Raw genomic sequence first — 24,821 nt, forward strand, 5'->3', positions numbered from 1 at the left:
AGCAGGGTCAAAAGAGAACGGTTTCTCAGGCTTGTAGTCGAAAAGTTGACAGTTCAACCAGATAATCCGGACTGTCAGCTTCTTTTTTTGTGTCCGGAGAGATTTCTTCTGTCCGGTAAGTTCCCTATGGATCCAGATAGCAGTGCATTTACCCATAGCAAGGATAACAGCATTACGATAATCTGTGAAAGTATTTCTTTCTTAATCATATTATACCTGTTCCTTTTCAAAAGTTACGAAAGAGTGATCGCATGAGTAAGAAAAATCTTACTCTGCTGTTTTGTAAGCCTTGTCCATACTTTGTATCCGTCGTCTTGCACCGAATATCTTGTAACAGGAATGAAACTCCTTTGTCACGAAACCTTTAATAGAGTGTAACTCTCAAGAAACCTGACCCATCTACTTTTGCGGCAGATTTATAACGCATAAAAAAGTATATGAAAAAGGTTGTTAGAGCTGTGTCTCTTATGCTGCTGATGGCAGGTGTTTGTGGAAATGCATTTGCCGAGGAAAATGAAAACATTGTCCGGCAAGGCGCTATCCGCGGACGTGTGATAGACAATGGAAAACAAATTCTGCCGGGTGCTTCCATCTTTGTTGAAAATCTGAAAACCGGAGTAATCAGTGATGTGAACGGTTTTTATACGCTGCCCAATCTGAAACCCGGAACTTACACAGTTAAAGTAACCTACGTAGGTTATAGCCCCATTGAAATGAAAGTTACCGTCCCCGAAGGCAAGACTTTAGAAAAAGATATAGTGATGAATGAAGGGGTGGAACTGCAGGAAGTGCAGGTAAAGGGAGCTTTTCAAGGACAGAAGAAAGCAATCAATACACAAAAGAATAATCTGGGTATCACTAATGTTGTATCTGCCGACCAGGTAGGGAAATTTCCCGACTCAAACATAGGTGATGCATTGAAACGTATCAGTGGCATCAATGTGCAATACGATCAAGGCGAGGCCCGTTTCGGACAGGTCCGCGGCACTAGTGCCGATTTAAGCTCCGTCACCATTAACGGCAACCGTGTCCCATCTGCTGAAGGGGATACCCGTAACGTGCAGTTGGACTTGATTCCTGCCGATATGATTCAGACCATCGAAGTAAGCAAAGTCGTTACACCCGATATGGACGGCGATGCTATCGGTGGTTCCATCAATCTGGTAACCAAAAATTCTCCTTATAAACGCACTATCAATGCTACAGCGGGAAGTGGTTACAACTGGATCAGCGAGAAAGCCCAGTTGAACTTAGGTTTCACTTACGGCGATCGTTTCTTCAATGACAGACTGGGCATGCTGCTCTCCGCTTCTTATCAGAATGCTCCTTCCGGTTCTTATGATACTGAATTCATGTGGGAACAAAATGAAGATGGCAAAGTATATGTCAGCGATTATCAGATGCGCCAGTACTTTGTCACCCGTGAACGTCAAAGTTATTCGGCGGCTTTTGATTTTGATATCAATGAAAACCATAAATTGACTTTCAAAGGGATCTTCAACAACCGTAACGATTGGGAAAACCGTTACCGTACCAATATCAAGGATTTGGATGAGAACGGAAAAGGCACAGTCCGCATCCAGACCAAAGCAGGTACTCCTGATAATCGCAATGCCCGTCTGGAGCGTCAGCGTACCATGGATTTCGCTTTGGGCGGAGAACACTTATGGGGGGCAATCGGTATGGATTGGAATGCCAGTTATGCAAAAGCTACGGAAGAACGCCCTAATGAACGTTATCTTGACTTCCAACTGAAAAAGCAGGAATTTGATATGGACTTGAGTGATGAACGCCAGCCGTTGGCAACACCTGGAACAGGTGCTACTTTGACACTGAGTGATAAGTTCAGCTTGAAGGAACTGACGGAACAACAGGAGGACATCAAAGAAGAAGATATGAAATTCTCGGCCAATTTCAAGGCCAGTTTAAATAATGGAGCCAAACTGAAGTTCGGTGCGAAGGTAGTACGTAAAACAAAAGAGAAAGAAATAGACTTCTACGAATATACTCCGAAAGACGAGGATGCCTTCATGACCAACAGCCTGAAAAATACGGTAGACCAGAGTACGGATAAGTTTATGCCGAGCGACAAATATCAGGTAGGAACATTTGCCAGTAAAGAATATGTGGGTGGATTGAATTTAAATGATGCTTCCCAGTTCGATAAAGAACAGGTACAAGCCGAATTGGCTGAGAACTTTGAGGCTCGTGAAACTGTAAGTTCCGGGTATGTGCGGTTTGATCATAAATTCGCTTCCGATATAAACCTGATGGCGGGACTCCGTATGGAACATACTTCCCTTCGTTATACCGGCCGTAACTATGATGATGAGACAGATAAGACCACCAAGACCGGCCGCATGACCAACAGTTATGTGAATTTCCTTCCTTCTATTTTGGTGAAATGGGATGTAAATGATGATTTCAAGATACGCGGTTCTTACACGCAGACCTTGAGCCGGCCCAAATATTCAGCTTTGGTTCCCAGTGTGAATATCAACCGTGGTGATAATGAAATAAAGATTGGTAATTCTGACTTGAAACCGACTATTTCTTATAACTTTGATTTGAGTGCCGATTATTATTTCAAGAGTGTAGGTTTAGTGAGCGCAGGTTTTTTCTATAAGAAAATAGACGATTTCATCGTAGATCAGGTACTGACCAACTATGAATACCAAGGAACAGAATATACCCGTTTCACTCAGCCCAAGAATGCAGGAAATGCTAATCTGTGGGGATTGGAATTTTCTTATCAGCGTGATTTCGGCTTCATTGCTCCGGCCTTGAAGTATGTGGGTTTCTATGGAACCTATACTTATACGCACTCACGCGTGGAGGACTTTAACTTCGAAGGACGTGAGAACGAGAGCGGGTTGAGTTTGCCGGGGTCTCCCGAGCATACGGCGAATGCCTCTCTTTACTTTGAAAAAGGAGGCTTGAATGTGCGCCTGAGCTATAACTTTGCATCTGATTTTATCGATGAAATGGGCCCAAGTACATTTTATGACAGATATTATGATGCTGTGAACTATATGGATGTGAACGCCAGTTATACCTTTGGCAAGAAGGTGAAAATGACCTTTTATGCTGAGGCGAACAATCTGCTGAACCAGCCGCTCCGTTATTACCAGGGAACGAAGGATCGTACTATGCAGGCAGAATATTATGGCGTGAGAATGAATGCAGGTTTAAAAATAAGTTTCTAAAAATAAGTATATGAAAACGTTGATGATGATTAGAAGAATGAAAGAAGTATTGACATGGGTATGGATTGCCGTCATTGGTACGGCTATCTGCCTGAATGTGTGTGCCCAGACTCCGCAAGATTGGAAAGGACTGGAGAAACAACTGAATTTTTATATGGCCAACGATTTGGGACGTAACGGTTATTATGACCAGAAGCCCATAGCCGAGTTGATGGGAGAAATGGCGGATGTTATTGGTCCCGAGTGTGTATTTGCAGCCGGAGACGTGCACCATTTTGAAGGTGTGCGCAGCGTTAACGATCCGCTCTGGATGACCAACTACGAGTTGATTTACAGTCATCCCGAGTTGATGATAGACTGGTTTCCGATCTTGGGAAATCATGAATACCGGGGTAATACGCAGGCTGTGTTGGATTATACCAATGTGAGTCGTCGCTGGTCGATGCCTGGTCGTTATTATACCAAAGTCTTTGAGAAGAAAGGAACTGCCATCCGTTTTGTGATGATAGATACCGCTCCTCTGATTGACAAATACCGTAACGAGAGCGAAACTTATCCGGATGCCTGTAAACAAGATATGGATCAGCAATTGGCATGGATAGATTCTGTACTGACTGTTGCCAAAGAAGATTGGGTAGTCGTAATCGGACATCATCCCATTTATGCTGAAACGTCGAAAGACGACAGTGAACGCAGCGATATGCAGAAGCGTCTGGATCCTATCCTCCGTAAACATAAGGTGGATATCTATGCATGCGGACACATTCATAACTTCCAGCACCTTCGTGTGCCGGGCAGTGATATCGACTATGTGGTAAATTCGGCTGGTTCGTTGAGCCGTAAGGTAAAACCAGTGGAAGGCACTCTGTTCTGTAGTCCCGAACCGGGCTTTTCTATCTTTACGGCAGACAAGAAAGAACTGGATATGCACATGATTGATAAGAAAGGAAAAGTAATCTATACTGTAAAACGCACCAAATAGGAATAGTTATTTTAGGGAAAAAGAGTACATTTGCGGTATAAAACTGTAAATGTACTTTTTGTTATGTTGAATACACTCCTTTTGATTGGTGGTCTGGCTCTCATTTTAGCTGGCGCGAATGGCTTGACGGATGGTTCTGCAGCGGTTGCCAAACGTTTCCGTATTTCTGATTTGGTAATCGGGCTTACCATTGTAGCTTTCGGCACTTCGGCTCCCGAATTGGTTATCAGTGTGCTTTCTGCATTGAATGGCAGTGCTGAAATGGCTATTGGTAATGTGGTGGGTAGTAATATATTCAATGCTTTGATGATTATAGGTTGTACTGCCTTGGTACTCCCCATAAAAGTAGGTGAGGGGACGATGAGTAAAGAGATTCCGTTAGTCATTCTTTCTTCGTTGGTACTTTTTGTCTGTGCCAATGACATGATGCTGGACAGGGAAGCGGTCAATGTTATCAGCCGTTCCGATGGGTTTGTTCTGCTGGCTTTCTTCCTTATATTTATGCGTTATACATTTGCCATCGCCCGTAATGGGGCAGATGAGGCAGGAGAGGAGCAGAAGATAAAGGAAATGCCTGTATGGAAATCGGTGTTGTATATTGCAGGAGGGCTGGCCGGACTCATATTCGGCGGACAGCTTTTTGTCGACGGGGCAAGCGGGCTTGCCCGTTCATGGGGTGTCAGTGAATCGGTAATCGGACTGACATTGGTAGCCGGAGGTACTTCCTTGCCGGAGCTTGCCACATCTGTTACGGCGGCTTTAAAGAAGAATCCGGGAATTGCTATCGGCAATGTCATCGGTAGTAATCTGTTCAATATATTCTTTGTTCTGGGGTGCAGCGCTACGGTGTCACCGCTTCCGATGGGGAATATAAATAACCTCGATTTAAGTGTACTGATTGCTTCCTCCCTGTTGTTGTGGCTGGTAGGCTGGTTTTTCCGCAAACGTACCATAACCCGGCTTGAAGGCGCATTGATGGTTGGCTGTTATGTCGTTTATACCGCCTATCTTATTGCCCAACAGTGAAAAAGCCATAAAAAGAATAAGTTTTCTGCAAAAAAACTTCTATCTTTACACCCCGAATTTTATAAAAATACAGCATGGCTATTACCATTAAAAAAGTCAGTTCAAAGAAAGAACTAAAGACGTTTATACGGTTCAACTACGAGTTATACAAAGAGAATCCCTATTCCGTACCCGATTTGTACGATGATATGCTGAATACGTTCAGCCCGAAGAAGAATGCCGCTTTCGAGTTTTGTGAGGCGGAGTATTTTCTGGCATATAAGGATAACAAGGTGGTAGGACGTATTGCAGGGATTATAAATAAACGCGCAAACGAGACTTGGAATAAAAAAGAAGTTCGTTTCGGATGGATCGATTTTCTGGATGATATCGAAATATCACGTGCCTTGTTGGATGCAGTAGCCCAATGGGGTAAATCAAAAGGTATGGATACCATTCAGGGGCCTTTAGGCTTTACCGACTTTGATGCGGAGGGTATGCTGGTAGAAGGATTCGACCAGTTGAGCACCATGGCGACTATCTATAATTATCCTTATTACCCACAGCATATGGAGAAGTTGGGATTCGAGAAGGATGCCGATTGGGTGGAATATAAAATTTATATTCCGGATGCAATTCCTGATAAGCATAAGCGTATCAGTGACTTGATTCAACGTAAGTTTAACCTGAAGGTGAAGAAATATACATCGGGTAAGAAAATTGCGGCCGAATATGGACAGGCTATATTCGAGTTGATGAATGAGGCTTATGCTCCGCTTTATGGTTTCTCGGCTTTGTCGCAAGGACAGATCAACCAGTATATAAAGATGTATTTGCCTATTGTAGATTTGCGTATGGTAACCTTGGTGACCGATGCCGAAGATAAACTGGTGGCAGTGGGGATTTCAATGCCTTCTCTGTCCGAAGCGTTACAAAAAGCGAAGGGACGTTTGCTGCCTATGGGATGGTATCACCTGTTGAAAGTGTTGTTCCTGCATAAGTATCCTCCTATGTTGGATTTGTTGCTGGTTGCTGTAAAACCTGAGTATCAGAACAAAGGTGTCAATGCTTTGTTATTCTCGGACTTGATCCCCGTATATCAGCAGCTGGGATTCGAGTATGCCGAAAGTAATCCGGAACTGGAACTGAACGGAAAGGTGCAGGCCCAGTGGGAATATTTCAAGACCGAGCAGCATAAACGCCGTCGTGCTTATAAAAAGAGTATTCTGTAACAACGATATATAAAAATGTGATAAGTCAATATGGAAGAAAACAACGAACTGATAAACAATCCCGCCGTAGAATATACCGACGATAATATCCGCCACCTCAGTGACATGGAGCATGTGCGTACCCGTCCCGGTATGTATATTGGAAAGTTGGGTGACGGATCACATGCCGAGGACGGTATCTACGTTCTTTTGAAAGAAATTATCGATAACAGTATCGATGAATTTAAAATGCAGGCGGGTAAAAAGATTGAGATTATTATTGAAGAAAATCTCCGTGTCAGCGTGCGTGATTATGGCCGGGGTATTCCGCAGGGAAAACTCATTGAAGCTGTTAGTGTGTTGAATACGGGAGGTAAATATGACAGCAAGGCGTTCAAGAAGAGCGTCGGACTGAATGGGGTCGGTGTGAAAGCCGTCAACGCATTGAGTTCACGTTTCGAGGTGCGCAGCTATCGTGATGGAAAGGTGCGTATCGCTACCTTTGCCAAGGGAGACTTGTTGACGGATACCACACAAGATACAACAGAGGAGAACGGTACCTATATTTTCTTTGAACCGGATAACCTGTTGTTTGAGAACTACAGTTTCCGTCCGGAGTTCGTGGAAACCATGCTCCGCAACTATACCTATCTGAATACAGGACTGGCCATTATCTATAACGGTCAGCGTATCCTGTCCCGTAACGGGTTGGTGGACTTGCTTAACGACAACATGACGGCTGTGGGATTATATCCCATCATCCACTTGAAAGGAGAAGATATCGAGATCGCTTTTACGCATACCGGTCAGTATGGTGAGGAATATTACTCTTTTGTCAACGGACAGCACACCACACAGGGAGGTACGCACCAAAGTGCTTTCAAAGAGCATATAGCCCGTACCATCAAGGAATATTTCAACAAGAATATGGACTATGCCGATATCCGTAACGGATTGGTAGCTGCCATTGCCGTTAATGTGGAGGAACCGTTGTTCGAAAGTCAGACTAAAATCAAGCTGGGCTCTACCAATATGGCTCCCGGTGGTCCTACCGTTAATAAGTTTGTAGGTGATTTTGTAAAGACTGAGGTCGATAACTATCTGCACAAACATACGGATGTGGCCGATGTGATGTTGCAGAAGATTCAAGAATCGGAGAAAGAGCGTAAGGCTATAGCCGGAGTGACCAAACTGGCACGTGAACGTGCCAAAAAGGCAAATCTTCATAACCGTAAGTTGCGTGACTGCCGTTTTCACCTGAATGATGCCAAAGGAGACAAGAAGGAGGAAAGCTGCATTTTCATTACCGAGGGTGACTCGGCGAGCGGTTCTATCACCAAGAGCCGTGATGTAAATACTCAGGCAGTATTCAGTTTGCGTGGTAAGCCGTTGAATTCTTACGGGCTGACCAAGAAGATTGTATATGAGAATGAAGAGTTTAACTTGCTTCAGGCTGCTCTGAACATAGAGGACGGTATGGAAGGATTACGATATAACAAAGTGATTGTGGCAACAGATGCCGATGTGGACGGTATGCACATCCGTTTGTTGCTGATTACCTTCTTCCTGCAATTCTTCCCCGATTTGATAAAGAAAGGTCATGTATATATCCTTCAGACTCCTTTGTTCCGTGTCCGTAACCGCAAGAAAGGAGTTTATGAAACGGTATATTGTTATTCGGAAGAAGAACGGGTTGCCGCAATCGAACGGTTAAGCCCCAATCCCGAAATCACACGGTTCAAAGGTTTGGGAGAGATTTCACCCGATGAATTCAAGCACTTTATCGGCAAAGATATGCGTTTGGAGCAAGTTTCCCTCCGCAAGACTGATCTGGTAAAGGAATTACTGGAGTTCTACATGGGTAAGAACACGATGGAACGTCAGAATTTTATTATAGATAACCTTGTTGTAGAAGAAGATATTGCGTGAGTGAATCACTAAAAAATATGAGAAGAGCGATATTTCCGGGAACCTTTGATCCTTTTACCATCGGTCATTATTCGGTCGTGAAGAGAGCGTTGACTTTTATGGACGAAGTGGTGATCGGCATCGGTATCAATGAGAATAAGAAAACTTGGTTTCCTACAGAGAAACGAGTGGAGATGATCGAGAAACTTTTTGCGGATGATCCCCGGGTAAAGGTCGATGCTTATGATTGTCTGACCATTGACTTTGCCCGAGCTAAGGAGGCGCAGTTCATTGTTCGTGGTATCCGTACCGTACACGATTTTGAATATGAGGAAACTATAGCCGATATCAACCGGAAACTGGCCGGAATAGAAACGATTCTGTTGTTTACGGAGCCGGAACTAACCTCTATCAGCTCTACGATTGTAAGAGAATTGTTGCAGTTTGGCAAAGATGTGACGCCATTCTTGCCTGAAGGAATGAAAATAGACTGACCATGAAATATACTATGTATTTTGCAGGCTTGATTGCCTGCTTTTTTTCTATCGTAGCCGCACAGGCTCAGGAGAGTAAATTTCTGAATTCTCCGGCACGTAAGTTGCAACTGGCGGAATTTGCCATTGCCAATCTTTATGTAGACGAAGTCAATGAGGGAAAGCTGGTGGAAGAAGCTATCGTAAAAATGCTGGAGCAGCTTGATCCTCATTCTACCTATTCTGATCCGGAGGAAGTGAAGAGAATGAACGAGCCGTTGCAGGGAAACTTCGAAGGTATCGGTATACAGTTTAATATGGCGGAGGACACTTTGCTGGTGATACAGCCTGTATCGGGCGGACCGTCCGAAAAAGTCGGTATTCTGGCCGGTGATCGTATCGTCATGGTGGAAGATACGCTGATAGCCGGTGTAAAGATGAGTACCGAGGATATTATGCGTCGTCTCCGTGGTCCTAAAGATTCAAAAGTGAATCTGAAAATACTTCGCCGAGGGGTGAAGGAACTGCTCCCCTTTACGGTGAAAAGGGATAAAATACCTGTTTACAGCCTGGATGCTTCCTATATGATTAAAGATAAGATCGGTTATATTCGTATCAACCGTTTTGCCGCCACTACCCATGAGGAGTTCAAGAAAGCGCTGACCGGGTTGCAGAAGAAAGGAATGAAAGACTTGATTCTTGATTTGCAGGGCAATGGCGGGGGGTATTTGAATGCTGCTATCGATATTGCCAATGAATTTTTGGGTAAAAAGGAACTGATTGTCTATACGGAGGGCCGTCGTAATCCTCGTAGCGAGTTTTTTGCCAAAGGTACGGGCGAGTTTCAGAACGGTCGTCTGATGGTATTGGTTGATGAATTTTCGGCTTCTGCCAGTGAGATTGTGACCGGAGCTGTTCAGGATTGGGACAGAGGAGTTGTTGTGGGCCGGCGCAGTTTTGGTAAAGGCTTGGTGCAGCGTCCCATTGATTTGCCGGACGGTTCGATGATCCGTCTGACGGTGGCCCGCTATTATACGCCTGCCGGACGTTGTATCCAGAAACCTTACGAGAGCATTGAAAAGTATAATGAAGACCTGATAGACCGTTATAATAAAGGAGAAATGATGAGTGAAGACAGCATCCACTTTCCGGATTCACTGAAGTTCAAGACTCATAGGTTGGCCCGTACGGTATATGGTGGCGGAGGGATCATGCCCGATTATTTTGTGCCGATTGATACGACTCTCTATACTAAATACCATCGTCAGTTGCGTGATAAAGGAGCATTGATGAAAGCTCATTTCCATTTTATTGATGCCCATCGTAAAGAGTGGCTGGGCAAATACAAGACTTTCAATGAGTTCTACAAACGTTTTGAAGTGACTCCGGATATGTTGGCACAACTGGTTGCTACCGGCAAGGAGATGGGAGTGGAATATAATGAAGAAGAGTATCAAAAGGCCCTGCCTCTGCTGAGGTTGCAGATGAAAGCATTGATAGCCCGTGATTTATGGGATATGAATGAATATTATCACGTCATTAATGACGCGAATGAAAGTATCAGGAAAGCGCTGGAACTGTTGGAGCAACCGGACTTTGAGGGGCTGCTGTTGAAAAAGCGATAGTCAAGACTTTATATTAACTGCAGGGGCGCATAGTTGCACTCCTGCAGTTGTCTGAAAAACTTCTGCTGTGTCTTCTTTTAGGTGTGGAATAATTTTCCAACCATCACTTTATCTGTCTCCCGAATAGTACCTTATTCAGCCATCGGTTCACATACACGTTCACGAAAGCACATCCTACTCCGATAGCGGCTCCTGCCACTACATCACTGGGATAGTGCACCCCTTGGTTCATCCGGGCAAACCCTACTCCGCAAGCCCATACGGCTGAAGGGGCGATAACATACCACTTAGGATAAGTGATGGAGAGTGAGGTGGCTAAAGAAAAAGCTGCCGCAGTGTGTCCTGAAGGGAATGACGGACTGTCGGCATCCGGTGCTCCGTATGCATGAATCTTATCCGGATACTTTACAAAAGGCCGGTCACGACCTATTATATGTTTGGCGGCGTATGTAATCCCCACTGCTTCAATCACACTGGTTCCTATGTAAATGGCATCTTTCAGCATCGGCTGGTGGTCTTTTTTTATCAATGCATAGAGTCCCATGGCTGTAGGTATTCCTACGGGTAGAATCACTCCGCTAGCGGACAATCCGCGGCTCAGTCCGTGTACATCCCATCGGTTGATGGTTTTCAACGTGTTGATGTCTATATTCTGTGCGCTGAGGCTGAATGTAAAACAGGCTGTCAGTATGAGAAAAATAATCCTTTGGCGTTTCATTTAGTTTGGCATTTGTTCAGTGCAAAGATAGGGAAATAATGTAATTCGCATTTACCCTTCCCCGAATTAAAGAATAATTTCCATAATTCCTTGTATTATCGCTAGAATTCCTTTACTTTTGCATCGTGAATACACAGCTTTTAACAGAATTTTTAGTTCTAACAATTAAATAATTTAAATTCAATCATTTATGTGGTTAAGTAATTCATCTATTGGAAGGAAAGTGGTGATGAGTGTCACAGGTATCGCCCTTGTCCTGTTTCTGACGTTTCACATGGCGATGAACCTTGTTGCGCTCTTCTCGGAAGATGCTTACAACATGATTTGTGAATTCTTGGGAGCTAACTGGTACGCGTTGGTTGCAACTGCCGGGCTGGCTGCTCTGTTTGTAATTCACATCATCTACGCTTTCTGGTTGACCATGCAGAACCGTGCAGCTCGCGGTAGCGAACGTTATGCAGTGAACGTTAAACCTAAAACTGTGGAATGGGCATCTCAGAACATGCTTGTCCTGGGTATTGTTGTCATTGCCGGATTGGCTCTTCATTTTGCCAATTTCTGGTACAAAATGCAGTTTGCCGAAATTATCGGTGTTCATGATTTGGGCGCATTCGGTCCTACAGACGGTGCCGCTTACATTCGTGAAACATTCGGATGCCCTGTATTTACAGTGCTTTACCTCATTTGGTTAGCAGCTTTGTGGTTCCACCTGACTCACGGATTCTGGAGTGCTTTGCAGACTTTGGGCTGGAGCAATAAAATCTGGTTCGAGCGTTGGAAGACTATTGGTAACATCTACTCTACTTTGGTAGTTCTTGGTTTTGCAGCAGTAGTCGTTATCTACTTCGTGAAATCACTCGCTTGTGGTGCTTGCTAATCGTAAATTGTAAATGATAAAATTGTAAATGAATATGGCTACTATAGATTCTAAAATTCCTGAAGGCGCTTTAGCCGAGAAATGGACCAATTATAAAGCTCATCAAAAATTGGTAAACCCTGCCAACAAACGTCGTCTTGACATTATTGTGGTAGGTACCGGTTTGGCAGGTGCTTCGGCTGCTGCTTCACTGGGTGCTCTGGGTTTCAAGGTATTAAACTTCTGTATCCAGGACTCTCCCCGTCGTGCACACTCTATTGCTGCACAGGGAGGTATCAATGCTGCTAAGAATTATCAAAATGATGGTGACTCTGTTTACCGTCTTTTCTACGATACAATCAAAGGTGGTGACTACCGTGCACGCGAAGCTAACGTTTATCGTCTGGCCGAAGTGTCAAATGCTATCATCGACCAGTGCGTAGCTCAAGGTGTTCCTTTCGCTCGCGAATACGGTGGTTTGCTGGATAACCGTTCATTCGGTGGTGCTCAGGTATCACGTACATTCTATGCCCGCGGTCAAACCGGACAGCAGTTGTTGCTGGGTGCTTATTCTGCATTGAGCCGTGAAGTTCAGCGTGGTAACGTGAAGTTGTACACTCGTTATGAGATGTTGGACGTTGTGCTGATTAAGGATAACGAAGGTGTGGAACGCGCCCGTGGTATCATCGCCCGTAATTTGGTTACAGGTAAGATTGAACGTTTCGCTGCCCATGCGGTAGTTATCGGTACCGGCGGTTATGGTAATACTTACTTCTTGTCTACCAACGCTATGGCGTCAAATGGTTCGGCTGCTATGCAGGTTTACCGCAAAGGTGCTTACTTTGCCAATCCTTGCTTTGCACAGATCCACCCGACCTGTATCCCTGTACACGGTGACAAGCAGTCTAAACTGACTTTGATGTCCGAGTCATTGCGTAATGACGGACGTATCTGGGTTCCTAAAAAGCTGGAAGATGCCAAGGCATTGCAGGCAGGAACTAAGAAACCGACCGATATTCCTGATGCAGACCGCGACTTCTACTTGGAACGCCGTTATCCGGCATTCGGTAACCTGGTTCCCCGTGACGTTGCTTCACGTGCTGCGAAAGAACGTTGCGACGCCGGTTTCGGTGTGAACAACACAGGTCTGGCCGTATTCCTTGACTTTAAATACGCTATCGACCGTCTGGGTGAAGATGTAGTTCGTGCCCGTTACGGTAACTTGTTCGATATGTACGAAGAAATCACTGACGAAAATCCGTACAAGACTCCGATGATGATATTCCCGGCTATCCACTATACGATGGGTGGTATCTGGGTTGACTATGAACTGATGACTTCTATCAAGGGCTTGTATGCTATCGGTGAAGCTAACTTCTCTGACCACGGTGCAAACCGTTTGGGTGCATCTGCATTGATGCAGGGATTGGCTGACGGTTACTTCGTATTGCCTTATACTATCCAGAACTATTTGTCAGACCAGATTCAGGTTCCCCGTTTCTCGACAGACCTTCCTGAATTTGTGGCTGCCGAAAAGGCTGTAAACGATAAGATCCAGAAACTGATGAATATCAAGGGTCATCGTTCAGTAGACTCTATTCACAAGGAACTGGGTCACATCATGTGGGACTTCGTAGGTATGGGACGTACCAAGGAATCTTTGACTACTGCTCTGGCTAAACTGAAAGAAGTAAGAAAGACCTTCTGGAGCGACCTTCGCATTCCGGGTGAAGCTAATGAATTGAATGTGGAACTTGAAAAGGCAATCCGCCTGGCTGATTTCATCGAAATCGGTGAGCTGATGGCTTACGATGCATTGAACCGTGAGGAATCTTGTGGTGGTCACTTCCGTGAAGAACACCAGACTCCGGAGGGTGAAGCGCTTCGTCACGATGACAAGTTCTCGTATGTAGCTTGCTGGAAATACACAGGTGAAGGAAAAGAACCCGAATTGATCAAGGAAGATTTGAACTATCAGTTCGTTAAGGTTCAAACTCGTAACTATAAGTCTTAATTATTAATTGTATAGAAATCATGGATAAAAATATAAGTTTCACACTGAAAGTTTGGCGTCAGAAAGGTCCTAAGGATAAAGGACATTTTGATACCTTCCAAATGAAAGATATTCCGGGTGATACCTCATTCCTGGAAATGATGGATATCTTGAACGAGCAGCTTATCAATGAAGGTAAAGAACCTATCGTATTCGACCACGACTGTCGTGAAGGTATCTGCGGTATGTGCTCTATGTATATCAACGGACATCCTCACGGACCTGCTACAGGTGCTACTACCTGCCAGATTTATATGCGTCGTTTCAAAGACGGTGACACCATTACTGTTGAGCCTTGGCGTTCTGCCGGTTTCCCGGTAATCCGCGACTTGATGGTAGACCGCAGCGCATACGACAAGATTATGCAGGCGGGTGGTTACGTGTCAATCAATACCGGTGGTATTCCTGACGCTAACGCAATTCCTATTGCAAAACCTATTGCCGATGAGGCTATGGATGCTGCTGCATGTATCGGTTGTGGTGCTTGTGTTGCTGCATGTAAGAATGGTTCTGCTATGTTGTTTGTTTCTGCAAAGGTCAGCCAGTTGGCACTGTTACCTCAAGGTAAAGTGGAAGCTGCACGCCGTGCGAAAGCTATGTTGAGCAAAATGGATGAACTGGGCTTTGGTAACTGTACAAACACTCGTGCTTGTGAGGCAGAATGTCCGAAGCTGGTTTCTATCAGCAACATTGCTCGTTTGAACCGTGAATTTATTGCTGCGAAGCTGAAAGACTAATTACGGTTAGTTTTACTTGATATTTGAGAGTGCCCTGCCTTTTGGCGGGGCATTTTTTTTATAATTATGTATTGGGTGAAGTTTCTTCCTTTTCTTTTTTACGGATGTTTCTGGGAGAGTCGCCAAAGGACTTCTTACAGAAGTTGGAAAAATGTGAGAGAGATTCAAATCCATGTCCAAAGCAGATTTCGGAGATGGAAGCATCTGTATAGCGCAATTGGTAAAGGATACTTTCTTTGCGCTGTTTCATCATCCATTCATAGGCCGGTTCGTTGAAGATGGCTTTGAAAATGCGGCGGAAGGTGGTGACGCTGTAGCCGCCCAGTTGTGCGAACTCCTCTACGGACTTTATTTGTTTGTGGTGCTTTAATATGAAATATTCAAAACTGCTGGTGTATTGGGATAGGCTGTGTACAACAGGAGATAGCTCATAGTCTGTGTAATAGTGCGCCAACAGATAATAAAGTTCTTTACGCTTGAATTCGAGCAGCTCTTTACAAATTTTGTCTGCATTCAGATAGGAAGCAACCCCTTCAAGGAAAAGCTTTATTTCGGGCTTTATTTTCAGTGGCTCGGAGATGAGTGGCGGAGGCACGTTTTTCAATATATAGGTATAGCGGTCATAGCAGAAGGCTTTAGGGTCATCAAATGTGTACAGAATACCTTCCGAGTCTGTCATGGCCAGTATTTCCACTTTTGATGCGATAGCTTGCAGCACAAATTCTCCGGAATTGATGATGGTTCCGGCATATTCTTCACTATTGATTAATATTTGACCTTTGAGTAAGAAAAATAAAATATTGGTTTCACACTTATGTGGGGGTAAGTGGAAACCTTTTTTGTTATGTGTGTAATGGATGCTGTTCTCCACTGCTTTAGGGCATTGGGTACAATCCATCCTTTCATTACAGGGCAGACCAGACATATATAGATGTTAGAAACGCTTGTGTTCTTTTGGTTGATTTGACAAATGTAGGTCAAATATGGATAATTTGCAATAAGTTTCAGGAAAAAGACCGAAGAATCCTGTTTCCACTTGTTTGTCTTCTGCCGTTACGGAAAACGATAGCCTGTGGGCGTGAGCATAGAGGGCTAAATTTGTGTGGCCAAACACAAAGAAGTTACAATTGTTGGGAAAGTAGCAGAAAGAAAGTATCTTTGTGTGTATCCATGGGGAGGTATACCGGCTAAAACAGCATAGATTATGGAATGTGTAGTATCATCCTCCAATTTCTCCGGTATCATTGGCGAGCTGCATAACTATCGCATATACTTTTTGAGGACGGTTGATTGACAACAGGTAAAAATGCTCCGCAAATGAAATCGCAAATCATGGTGGGGATGATACGGTGTTTCATTGCGGAGCAGGAAATTGTTATGTTCTTATCAGGAAATTATAATTGGCCTGACAAATGGATGTGATTTATTTATTGGGCTCAATTGGGCTAGGTTGGGGATCTTCATTTGTCCACCCATCCGCTTGGGCTGTAAATGTTAATTCTTCAGCACCGGCAGGTAATGTTAACGTATAAAGTATTTTTTTGCCTATATCCCATGTTCCGGTTAATGTGGCTTCTTTTGTTCCTTCAAATACTTTGCCATTATCATTAGTCGTGGAATAAGTAACAGTAATCTTGACTGACGATAGATCATTCTGAGGGATTAACATTAATGCATTACTGCTTGTCGCAATTTCGCTTGTTGCTGTACCGTCAATTTCAGAGTAGGTAGCATTATATGTATATTCTTCATTGCCAGTTTGAGCGCTCCATGCACCTTTATCTGCGTTATAAGTATAAGTACCGCTATTTGCAACTCCTGATAATTTTATAGATGTAACATTGTATTTGAATCCTGTGTCTTTACCTTGGAGCTTGAAATTAATCTGAGTTAAAATATGATTGAATGTTAAATCTACACTTCCAACAGAGGTTGCACTATTGGTTTTTGCTTTATCTGTTACACAGGCGGCTAGTAAATCTGTCTGTATCGTCTGAAGAGTATACGTGAAACTCGGGTAAGTACCGGTTGTGGCATAATTTGTAATACCGCCGGCTTCAGGTGAGTAAGCAAAAAATTGTAAATTTTCGGCTATTGGCCAATAATATGGACCATCTGCTACGGACCAGTTAGAGTTAGTACAAGTTGCTTTTTTCCCATTAATAAATGTTGTTGTTAAGCTACCTGCTGTTACTTTGTCCATTGTAATTGTTTTAGTATTATAGGCGTAAAGTATGAAACCTTGGGATTCCAAGTTTTCAGTTGTAGCTTCTGCAGCTCTGGATGACTTCCCAACTACGCTTCGGAAATTAATTTCCGTTTTTTGTGTCGGAGCTTCAATTTCTTCATTCTGTGAGCAACTTGTGATTGCCAGTACAGCTAAAGCTGCAAATAAAATCTTCTTCATATTCTGTGTGTTTTAAGTTAATAATTCTATGACTCTTTATTTTATATCTTAACCAACCGGTAATTCCACATTTGTTTCATCGTCCCAGTCACTAACGCTCCCATCAAATCCACCGCCACTTTCATCTGGAGGAACCTCTACATCATCCACTACAATTTTCTCGTCATCCGGAAGCTCAATCTCTATCTCGGACTCTTGAGGTTTTTCATCACCTTCTCCCGGCTCGTCTTCAGGAGGTTTTACCGCTTCCGTTATTTCCACTTTCGCTTCTTGTCTGGAACCATCCACCCTTACTATGATCAGATTCAGAAACTGAGTGATATCAGCTCTTGCCTGCGTCAGTTCGGGATGTCCGAAACAGGTGAAACTCCCTTTTATAACCCCATTCCCTTTACCGGTTTCACAATAAATGGGAGCGAAGCGGCATAAGCCGGCTCCTTTACCTAAATGGTAACATTCAGCCATTCCGGAAACACTGCCAATGATCGATGAGACATTTTTCAGCCCCTCTGTCTTTATTGAAAAGATGTAAGTGGTTACCACAGATTTTGGTCTTACCTCTAGTGTCGGTAACTCTTCTCCTTTTCCTATCTCTACATCGTCCAGGGTTGCCACATAAAAATTATTCGGTCCCCATACCATGTTTTCTGTTTCGCTGTCGCCCAATCCCGTGCAGTTTCCTGTACACGCCATTATCGTTTCGTAACTGTCTTCGCCTTTTACTTGCACTACTTCGGTGTCATAATTGTAAATCACTGCCAAGTAATGCCCCGGGGGCACTTTCATTTCTCCGCCTTTTGCCGGCAAGTAAGTATCAATCTTTCTTCCTTGGGCGTCCTTGGGATAGAAAATAACCCGGACTCCTTCCGGCAGACGGCCGGTTACTCCTTCCCAGTCCAAACGGATATTTATTCCTGTTACGGGATAATCGTCCAGAATCTCGCGTCGGCTGCATCCCACTAAAGTCAATAGTGAAGATAAAAGTACAAGAGCTACGTACCTTGTCTTTTTCATTTTCTTCCTCTCTTCTTTGTTATCACCCATACCAACGAAATTTTTGCTTTCGTAGGGCCTATAAAGGTGTAATTCCCGCTACTCATCCAAACTAGTGACCCTTCATAGGGAGTGTACTTTTGATATTCCGTGGTCAGGTAGCCTATGCCCAGGCTGAATTCCAATGCCAGATGCCGTGACACTGAAGTGGAATATCCATAAGTGAATCCTGCCGCACCGTAATATTTACCTTGGTAGCCGTCTCCTTTAAACTGAAAGTCGTAGATACCTCCTTCGGCATACAATCCAAAGAAATGTCCGTTCAACCGGTGATGCAGTTCACGGTTGCCCAGCCAGTAGCGGCTTTCTATTCCTCCCGAAATCAGCTGGTAGCAGATTTCTTTGCTACTGTTGGACCACCAGGGGCTTTTATATTCCAGGTTCACTGACCACCGCTTTCCTACAGGAATTTCTATTTCTATATTAGGCGCCAGTGCCAGGTCGTACAATAAATTATTTTTCAGTGCAAGCACTGTGTTGCCGGCTGTCTTGTCTCTTCTTGCTGCCTTTTCTTTGGGCTTTTTTCCCCGTTTTGCTTTTGTCTCTTTTTCCTTTTCTGCCTTTGTTACTGTTTTTTCTGTTTCTGTTATTACTTGTCTCCTTTCCTTTTGTGGGAGTGCTTGCACCGCTATTGGCGCAATGGTCGTTTCCCTGTCAATCGGAATGAATTCAGTTTCTTCTATCATGGCCGCCTGTTCCGTGGAGGAGTTTTTTCCTTCCTTTTCTTCCGGATAAGACAGGCAGACTCTTATTTTTGTCCGTCTGAGCTCCGGTAGCAGCCGGTTGGAAATATATTGATAAGGTATGCCGGCATCCAGATGTTGCAAGAAATCTTGCATTTTTACAGGATTGTCATGGTGATAATCTATCAATGCCAATACATCCTCCCGGTCGGGGACCAGCCTGTCGTCCGTTATCAGTTTCCGTAAGGCATCCCCGTATTCTTCTCCTGTACGGATACAGATTTGGGCGGCATTGACTTGCGGATATTTCCGACATAAGAACGCTTTTACTTCCTCGCTTCTTTTTAGGCCCGGCGCTATGTCCGGTTCTTTTTTTCCGTTATATGAATCCGGTGAAACCAGAATAATGGAATAAAGATGTCTGCTGCGGGCAGGATGGGCAAGCAGGGAATCCAATGTTGCCAGCGTTTTACCGTTTCCTTGGTAATCCTTGTCCGCCTGTCGGGCCTTCAGGTCAAAATAGAGCATCATGTCCAATATGGTATCTTTGGGATTTTCGTACTCTGTCGTCCGGGCATAAGTGCTATTGGTCAGTAGGCACAAAAACACAAATATGCTGAATATAGTAGTGCGTTTTTCCATGGATTACCATTATGTGTGGAGCAAATATAGGTGATAAAATCTGAAAAAAAACGTATTAAATGTTCTATTTTCGGACGTGAAAGGGTTAGTGAAGCGATTGGACAGAATTTGCAAGTTTGGGCAGCCGGATAATGAGAAGGGCAGGGAAGCTTACTTTTATTTGGAGTGAATAATCAGAGGAATACTTTCTTTTTGCTTTTTACTTTCCAATGGACAGAAATGAACGGTCTTATCATATGGATAGGGCAATGTTTCATATTCCTTTTTTAATCCGTGTTTTTCAATCTAATTGTAATGTTGTGTGCGAAAACGGTTGTATTTGTGAAATAATACTAAATGAAAAGCGAAATTGAACTAAATATTTGGAGAAAATGAGTGTAAGTTGTACATTTGTCATGTGATTTTTTTCATAGTATTAGATTTAAGGTTAACAAAGGTTGGAGCAAAGCGTTGCTCCTTTTCCTTTTTTAAGCCCTTCGCTTTTGTTCTTTTCCTGCCTGTCAAGTTTCCTGTCTTTTAAAATATTCAGCTTCTTGTTTTCATCCATCGGATTTTATGTTATCTTTGTGTCAATGTAATTAATTGACAATCTAAATGAAAAGACACGCAAACCTTTTATGCTTGGGAGCTGCTGTTGCATTACTGAATGCCTGCGCTCCAGCTGTGAATGCTCCTGAACCTGTTTTCCCCATTCCTGAAAAGAAACAGGTGGATTGGCAGAAAATGGAGACATACGCTTTCGTACATTTCGGACTGAACACGTTCAATGATCGTGAATGGGGATATGGAGATTCCGATCCTGCTACATTCAATCCTGTCAAACTGGACTGCGAACAATGGGTGAAAACCTTTGTGGCGGCAGGGATGAAAGGAGTTATCCTTACGGCAAAACATCATGACGGATTTTGCCTGTGGCCTACGGGGCTGACCGAATACTGTATCCGTAACACGCCTTATAAAGACGGGAAAGGGGATATAGTGCGTGATCTTTCGGAAGCTTGCAAGAAGTATGGTATAAAATTCGCTGTCTATCTCTCACCGTGGGACAGGCATCAGGCCAATTATGGAACTCCGGAATATGTGGATTATTTCTATCGACAGTTGTACGAGTTGCTGACCAATTATGGTCCGGTGTTTGAAATCTGGTTTGACGGGGCCAATGGCGGTGATGGCTGGTATGGCGGAGCAAAAGATTCCCGTACCATAGACCGGAAGACTTACTATGACTATGCGCGTGCCTATGAAATGATTGACAAGTTTCAGCCGCAGGCTGTTGTATTCTCGGATGGCGGTCCCGGATGCCGCTGGGTAGGTAACGAGAATGGATTTGCCGGAGCGACAAACTGGTCTTTCTTGCGTGCCGGAGAGGTTTATCCGGGATATCCTAAGTATAGGGAACTGCAATACGGACATGCGGACGGCAATCAGTGGACGGCTGCCGAGTGTGATGTGTCTATCCGTCCGGGCTGGTTTTATCATCCGGAGGAGGACGACCGGGTGAAGACGGTGGAGCAATTGACAGACCTTTATTACCGCAGTGTGGGGCATAATGCGACTTTATTGCTTAATTTCCCCGTAAACCGGGATGGATTGATTCACCCTACAGATTCGGCGAATGCTGTTGATTTTTATAAGAATGTACAGAAACAGTTGGCAAACAATCTGTTGAAAGGTGTTCTTCCGATAGTTTCCAATGAACGGGGTGGAAAATATACGGCAAAGGCGGTGACGGATGGAGAGTATGATACATATTGGGCTACGGAGGATAGCGTCACATCGGCTGTTATCGAGTTTGAATGGCCGGTCCCGCAGAAGGTAAACCGTATGCTGTTGCAGGAATACATTCCGTTGGGACAGCGTGTACAGTCCTTTGTGGTGGAATATAATAAGGAAGGGGAGTGGCTGCCTGTGAAACTGAATGAAGAGACTACTACAATCGGTTATAAACGTTTGCTTCGTTTTGAGACTGTCACTACGGACAAACTTCGCGTGAACTTTGAGAAATCACGCGCCTGCCTGTGTATCAATAATATAGAGGCTTATTATGCAGGAGAAACCCTTGATGTGTTTACAGCAAAAGCGGAGGAACTGAAAACATATCCGTTTACATTGCCGAAGGTAGATGAAGCGGAAGCCGGAAAATGTGCGGATAAAGATGCCGCCACTACTTGCTTTGTGGACGGCAATACGCTTCTGATGGATTTAGGTACGGAACAGACTGTTTCTTCTTTCCATTATTTACCCGACCAGAGCGAGTATAACAAAGGACTGATAGCTGCCTATGAGATTTCAGTCGGCACGGAAGCCGGTGCGGTGAACCAGGTGGTGAGCAGCGGGGAATTCTCGAACATCAAGAACAATCCGATTCTCCAATCGGTCTACTTCAGTCCGGTAACAGCCAGATATGTGCTGTTGAAAGCAGTGCGGATGGTGGAAAATGACGGACCGATGGGCTTTGCCGAACTAGGAGTGCAATAACCATGCATCAATATACTCATGTACCCGTTCACGGTACAGCTACCGTATGTCAATGGGTATATGAGTATCTTGATACATGGTTACATTATTAACCGGTACACTCCTCCTGCCAGTGCTCGTATCACCCCTTTCATTTCTAATTCAAACAGTAATGCACTCATTCGGTTTACAGGTATGTTGGTGTCTATCACCAATGTGTTGATTTGTAATCCTTCCGGCATTTTGCCGAGTCGTTTTACTATTCGTTCCTCTTCCTCGCTTAAATCAGGGAACAATTCCCGTTGTACTGTTTTCTCGGTTTTGGGGCTGCTTTCCCATCCCATGGCCTTCACTAAATCTTCGGCCGATGTGATAAGCACTGCCTGGTTTTTTCTTATCAGATTGTTGCAGCCTATGGAATATTCGTCGTTGCATCGTCCCGGAAAGGCAAAACAGTCCCGGTGATAACTTTCCGCCAGTTCGGCGGTGATGAGGGCTCCCCCTTTGGCGGCGGATTCGATAACGACGGTGGCGTCACTCATACCTGCCACAATGCGGTTTCGTTTCACGAAATTCTGCCTGTCGGGATTGGTTCCGCTTGTAAATTCGGTCAGCAAACCTCCCTGTTCCAACATGCTGACGGCTGTCTTCCGATGTTCGGCAGGATAAATACGGTCCAGTCCGTGTGCCAGCACGCCTATGGTCTTGAAATGATTCTGCAGGGCGGCGCGATGCGCATGGATATCAATGCCATAAGCCAGCCCGCTCACTATCAAGGCGTTTGGGCACAACACCGACAAGTCGGCAAGGAAACGGGTGCAGATATCCTGTCCGTAGGGGGTGGCATGACGGGTTCCTACCATATTGATGACATGCAGTGCATTCAGATCGGCATTTCCCCGGTAAAATAAAGCTAGCGGAGCATCATCACATTCACGCAAACGGCCGGGATAACCTTCATCATTTAAGGTGAGGCAGCGGATATGATTTTTCTCACAGAAAGTAAGTTCCTGCTCTGCACGCCGGAAAGCTTCGGAGTTATTCAACGCAGTAATGATCTTTTCGCTTACTCCGGGGACCAGTTGTGACAGCTCTTTGCGGTGTTCGAAAACACGGGTGGCGCTTCCCAGACTGCTCACCAGTCTGAATGCGCCTGTCGGTCCCAATCCCGGTATCCGGGTCAGGGCCAGGCTGCAAATTTGTTCGTCTTGTGTCATTCGCTCAGATAGGGGGCGAAAGTCTCGTCAAATAGAGCGCTGTCCCCTAATCTGCCGTTTACCACGCATACTGATTCTACAGTGGCCTTGACAGTCACTTTCATGTCGGGCAGACGGAAAATGTCCTGATAGAACACATATTTAATACCTTCTTTTTTCAGATAGAGCTTGGACACGAATTCGTCACCGCTGCGCAGCGGAGTTTTGAACGCCATGGTGAGCCTCGCCACTACCGGGTCCACTCCTTCTTCGTGCAAGCGTGCGAAACTGATGCCCACCGATGTGAGAAACTCATGGCGCGTATGTTCCAGATAATGTTGATAGTTGGCATTGTTCACAATACCCTGCAGGTCGCATTCATAATCGCGTACCTTCATCTTCAGTTCATAAATATACTTTTCCATAAGGCAAAGGTATAAGAAAAATGTGTTACTTTGCAGATAAACTTAAAAAAAGAAACAAATGAAACTGTACGCTGCCCCTTTGCAAGGTTTTACGGAAGCCCCCTGGAGAAATCTTCATCAGGAAGTTTTTGGTGGGATAGATGCTTATTATACCCCCTTTGTGCGGATGGAGAAAGGAGAGTTCCGTAACAAGGATGTACGGGAGATCGCTTCTGGAAACAATACTGTGTCCCGGCTGATTCCCCAGCTTATCGCTTCCACTCCTGCCGAACTGGAACGGCTGGCCGGTTTGTTTATAGAGAAAGGGTACAAGGAAGCGGATATCAATATGGGTTGTCCTTTTCCCCTGATGACAGGGAAACATAAGGGTTCGGGCATTTTGCCGTATCCGGCCGAGGTGGAAGCTTTATTGAAAGAGCTGGTGCACTATCCGGAACTGGGTTTCTCCGTCAAGATGAGATTGGGATGGGAGTGTGCGGATGAATGGCGGCCGTTGTTGCCTTTGTTGAACGCTGCCCCCTTGCGGCGGATCGTTCTGCATCCTCGTATCGGGAAGCAACAGTACAAGGGAGAGGTGGACTTGGCTGCGTTCACCGCTTTCTATGAGGAGTGCGCCCATCCGTTGGTGTATAACGGTGACTTGCTGACGGTGGAAGATATCCGGAAGGTGGACGAGGAGTTTCCCCGCCTGGAGGGCGTCATGCTGGGACGCGGGTTGCTGGCCAATCCTGCTTTGGCTTGGGAATATGCAAACGGAACCGTTTTTTCTCCCGATGAGCTGTATGAAAAGGTGAAGGCGCTTCACGCACGCCTTCTTCAATATTATGAATCCCATTTACAGGGAGAGGCGCAATTGCTGAGTAAAATGAAGCCTTATTGGGAATATCTGCTGCCCGATGCGGACCGGAAGATAAAGAAAGCGATAAAGAAGGCTACAACGATGGATAAGTATTTGACGGCGGTGAACCAGCTGTAATGATGGAAAAGGGGCTTCGGTACATGAAAACCGGAGTGTCTCTTCAGTTCATTCAGCCGGTCTAACTGCTTGTAAAATAGGGAAGTATCCTGATAGGAGAACCTTCAGTTTCCTGTCAGTTACTTCCAGCCGTAAGCGTCTCCGCGATTCTATATAGTATATTAAAACAAAAAGTCTAATGATCCCTTTTTAGTCATTAGCCTTTTCC

Annotated in this window: 19 protein-coding genes; 12 read left to right on the forward strand and 7 right to left on the reverse strand. The window is 44.6% G+C overall.

The genetic code is table 11. The features are described from left to right. Positions 1–437: 437 nt before the first annotated feature. From AB5062_RS18385 to AB5062_RS18415, 7 genes are all read left to right on the forward strand, one after another. On the forward strand, positions 438–3,206 hold the full coding sequence (locus tag AB5062_RS18385; RefSeq protein ID WP_011965098.1) for a TonB-dependent receptor: 2,769 nt from the start codon (positions 438–440) through the stop codon (positions 3,204–3,206). Between the two features lie 10 nt (positions 3,207–3,216). Beyond that, positions 3,217–4,188, forward strand: a complete 972-nt coding sequence (locus AB5062_RS18390) for a metallophosphoesterase (RefSeq protein WP_005843888.1) — start codon at positions 3,217–3,219, stop codon at positions 4,186–4,188. A 63-nt stretch (positions 4,189–4,251) separates the two neighbouring features. Continuing rightward, positions 4,252–5,214, forward strand: coding sequence for a calcium/sodium antiporter (locus AB5062_RS18395; protein ID WP_005849851.1), 963 nt, complete (start codon positions 4,252–4,254; stop codon positions 5,212–5,214). A 74-nt stretch (positions 5,215–5,288) separates the two neighbouring features. Then, positions 5,289–6,425: a hypothetical protein gene (locus AB5062_RS18400; RefSeq protein ID WP_005843884.1), complete on the forward strand. Its 1,137-nt coding sequence runs from the start codon at positions 5,289–5,291 to the stop codon at positions 6,423–6,425. A 30-nt stretch (positions 6,426–6,455) separates the two neighbouring features. Continuing rightward, the gene (locus AB5062_RS18405; protein ID WP_005843882.1) at positions 6,456–8,333 is read left to right on the forward strand and encodes a DNA topoisomerase IV subunit B; all 1,878 of its coding nucleotides are present in this window, start codon (positions 6,456–6,458) and stop codon (positions 8,331–8,333) included. A gap of 17 nt (positions 8,334–8,350) precedes the next feature. After that, the gene (gene coaD, locus AB5062_RS18410; protein ID WP_005849847.1) at positions 8,351–8,806 is read left to right on the forward strand and encodes a pantetheine-phosphate adenylyltransferase; all 456 of its coding nucleotides are present in this window, start codon (positions 8,351–8,353) and stop codon (positions 8,804–8,806) included. 2 nt (positions 8,807–8,808) lie between these two features. Next, positions 8,809–10,410, forward strand: a complete 1,602-nt coding sequence (locus AB5062_RS18415; RefSeq protein ID WP_005843878.1) for a S41 family peptidase — start codon at positions 8,809–8,811, stop codon at positions 10,408–10,410. Between the two features lie 103 nt (positions 10,411–10,513). On the opposite strand, the gene AB5062_RS18420 is transcribed toward AB5062_RS18415, so the two are convergent. Beyond that, positions 10,514–11,128 (reverse strand): phosphatase PAP2 family protein, encoded by a 615-nt coding sequence (locus AB5062_RS18420; RefSeq protein ID WP_032953034.1) that lies wholly within the window; start codon positions 11,126–11,128, stop codon positions 10,514–10,516. A gap of 190 nt (positions 11,129–11,318) precedes the next feature. Between AB5062_RS18420 and AB5062_RS18425 the strand changes: the two genes are divergently transcribed. The 3 genes from AB5062_RS18425 to AB5062_RS18435 are packed head-to-tail and all read left to right on the forward strand — an operon-like array spanning position 11,319 to position 14,774. Further along, positions 11,319–12,005: a succinate dehydrogenase/fumarate reductase cytochrome b subunit gene (locus AB5062_RS18425; RefSeq protein WP_005843874.1), complete on the forward strand. Its 687-nt coding sequence runs from the start codon at positions 11,319–11,321 to the stop codon at positions 12,003–12,005. A 34-nt stretch (positions 12,006–12,039) separates the two neighbouring features. Beyond that, on the forward strand, positions 12,040–13,998 hold the full coding sequence (locus AB5062_RS18430) for a fumarate reductase/succinate dehydrogenase flavoprotein subunit (protein ID WP_005849842.1): 1,959 nt from the start codon (positions 12,040–12,042) through the stop codon (positions 13,996–13,998). A 20-nt stretch (positions 13,999–14,018) separates the two neighbouring features. Further along, positions 14,019–14,774: a succinate dehydrogenase/fumarate reductase iron-sulfur subunit gene (locus AB5062_RS18435; protein ID WP_005843870.1), complete on the forward strand. Its 756-nt coding sequence runs from the start codon at positions 14,019–14,021 to the stop codon at positions 14,772–14,774. Between the two features lie 64 nt (positions 14,775–14,838). Here AB5062_RS18435 and AB5062_RS18440 read toward each other — a convergent pair whose 3' ends face one another. From AB5062_RS18440 to AB5062_RS18455, 4 genes are all read right to left on the reverse strand, one after another. Next, a complete protein-coding gene (locus tag AB5062_RS18440; protein WP_005849840.1) occupies positions 14,839–15,699 on the reverse strand; it encodes an AraC family transcriptional regulator in 861 nt (286 codons plus the stop codon). A gap of 498 nt (positions 15,700–16,197) precedes the next feature. Then, entirely contained in the window at positions 16,198–17,181 is a 984-nt protein-coding gene (locus tag AB5062_RS18445) for a fimbrillin family protein (RefSeq protein ID WP_118409873.1), read from the reverse strand. A gap of 48 nt (positions 17,182–17,229) precedes the next feature. Next, the gene (locus AB5062_RS18450) at positions 17,230–18,225 is read right to left on the reverse strand and encodes a DUF5119 domain-containing protein (RefSeq protein ID WP_217315865.1); all 996 of its coding nucleotides are present in this window, start codon (positions 18,223–18,225) and stop codon (positions 17,230–17,232) included. After that, positions 18,192–19,559, reverse strand: coding sequence for a DUF3575 domain-containing protein (locus tag AB5062_RS18455; protein ID WP_005843859.1), 1,368 nt, complete (start codon positions 19,557–19,559; stop codon positions 18,192–18,194). The genes AB5062_RS18450 and AB5062_RS18455 overlap by 34 nt, the downstream gene beginning before the upstream one ends. Positions 19,560–20,153: 594 nt before the next feature. On the opposite strand from AB5062_RS18455, the gene AB5062_RS18460 reads away from it, so the two are divergent. Continuing rightward, positions 20,154–22,037 carry an alpha-L-fucosidase gene (locus AB5062_RS18460; RefSeq protein ID WP_005843854.1) on the forward strand — a complete coding sequence of 628 codons (1,884 nt, stop codon included), beginning with the start codon at positions 20,154–20,156 and terminating at the stop codon, positions 22,035–22,037. Positions 22,038–22,117: 80 nt separating this feature from the next. On the opposite strand, the gene dprA is transcribed toward AB5062_RS18460, so the two are convergent. Both dprA and AB5062_RS18470 read right to left on the reverse strand, forming a co-directional pair. Next, the gene (gene dprA, locus AB5062_RS18465; protein WP_005843851.1) at positions 22,118–23,233 is read right to left on the reverse strand and encodes a DNA-processing protein DprA; all 1,116 of its coding nucleotides are present in this window, start codon (positions 23,231–23,233) and stop codon (positions 22,118–22,120) included. Continuing rightward, on the reverse strand, positions 23,230–23,637 hold the full coding sequence (locus AB5062_RS18470) for a thioesterase family protein (RefSeq protein WP_005843849.1): 408 nt from the start codon (positions 23,635–23,637) through the stop codon (positions 23,230–23,232). The genes dprA and AB5062_RS18470 overlap by 4 nt, the downstream gene beginning before the upstream one ends. A gap of 58 nt (positions 23,638–23,695) precedes the next feature. Here AB5062_RS18470 and AB5062_RS18475 point away from each other — a divergent pair, with 58 nt between their 5' ends. Further along, complete coding sequence (locus AB5062_RS18475) at positions 23,696–24,613, forward strand: tRNA-dihydrouridine synthase family protein (protein WP_368326936.1); 918 nt, start codon at positions 23,696–23,698, stop codon at positions 24,611–24,613. The last annotated feature ends 208 nt before the right edge of the window (positions 24,614–24,821 follow it).

It is taken from the genome of Phocaeicola sp. RTP21359st1_B8_RTP21360_211022, assembly GCF_040911965.1.
GTDB classification, from domain to species: domain Bacteria; phylum Bacteroidota; class Bacteroidia; order Bacteroidales; family Bacteroidaceae; genus Phocaeicola; species Phocaeicola vulgatus.

Coding starts and splice junctions, on each gene's coding strand:
- AB5062_RS18385 (WP_011965098.1), top strand. CDS start 438: ATGAAAAAGGTTGTTAGAGCTGTGTCTCTTATGCTGCTGATGGCAGGT.
- AB5062_RS18390 (WP_005843888.1), top strand. CDS start 3,217: ATGAAAACGTTGATGATGATTAGAAGAATGAAAGAAGTATTGACATGG.
- AB5062_RS18395 (WP_005849851.1), top strand. CDS start 4,252: ATGTTGAATACACTCCTTTTGATTGGTGGTCTGGCTCTCATTTTAGCT.
- AB5062_RS18400 (WP_005843884.1), top strand. CDS start 5,289: ATGGCTATTACCATTAAAAAAGTCAGTTCAAAGAAAGAACTAAAGACG.
- AB5062_RS18405 (WP_005843882.1), top strand. CDS start 6,456: ATGGAAGAAAACAACGAACTGATAAACAATCCCGCCGTAGAATATACC.
- coaD (WP_005849847.1), top strand. CDS start 8,351: ATGAGAAGAGCGATATTTCCGGGAACCTTTGATCCTTTTACCATCGGT.
- AB5062_RS18415 (WP_005843878.1), top strand. CDS start 8,809: ATGAAATATACTATGTATTTTGCAGGCTTGATTGCCTGCTTTTTTTCT.
- AB5062_RS18420 (WP_032953034.1), bottom strand. CDS start 11,128: ATGAAACGCCAAAGGATTATTTTTCTCATACTGACAGCCTGTTTTACA.
- AB5062_RS18425 (WP_005843874.1), top strand. CDS start 11,319: ATGTGGTTAAGTAATTCATCTATTGGAAGGAAAGTGGTGATGAGTGTC.
- AB5062_RS18430 (WP_005849842.1), top strand. CDS start 12,040: ATGGCTACTATAGATTCTAAAATTCCTGAAGGCGCTTTAGCCGAGAAA.
- AB5062_RS18435 (WP_005843870.1), top strand. CDS start 14,019: ATGGATAAAAATATAAGTTTCACACTGAAAGTTTGGCGTCAGAAAGGT.
- AB5062_RS18440 (WP_005849840.1), bottom strand. CDS start 15,699: ATGTCTGGTCTGCCCTGTAATGAAAGGATGGATTGTACCCAATGCCCT.
- AB5062_RS18445 (WP_118409873.1), bottom strand. CDS start 17,181: ATGAAGAAGATTTTATTTGCAGCTTTAGCTGTACTGGCAATCACAAGT.
- AB5062_RS18450 (WP_217315865.1), bottom strand. CDS start 18,225: ATGGGTGATAACAAAGAAGAGAGGAAGAAAATGAAAAAGACAAGGTAC.
- AB5062_RS18455 (WP_005843859.1), bottom strand. CDS start 19,559: ATGGAAAAACGCACTACTATATTCAGCATATTTGTGTTTTTGTGCCTA.
- AB5062_RS18460 (WP_005843854.1), top strand. CDS start 20,154: ATGAAAAGACACGCAAACCTTTTATGCTTGGGAGCTGCTGTTGCATTA.
- dprA (WP_005843851.1), bottom strand. CDS start 23,233: ATGACACAAGACGAACAAATTTGCAGCCTGGCCCTGACCCGGATACCG.
- AB5062_RS18470 (WP_005843849.1), bottom strand. CDS start 23,637: ATGGAAAAGTATATTTATGAACTGAAGATGAAGGTACGCGATTATGAA.
- AB5062_RS18475 (WP_368326936.1), top strand. CDS start 23,696: ATGAAACTGTACGCTGCCCCTTTGCAAGGTTTTACGGAAGCCCCCTGG.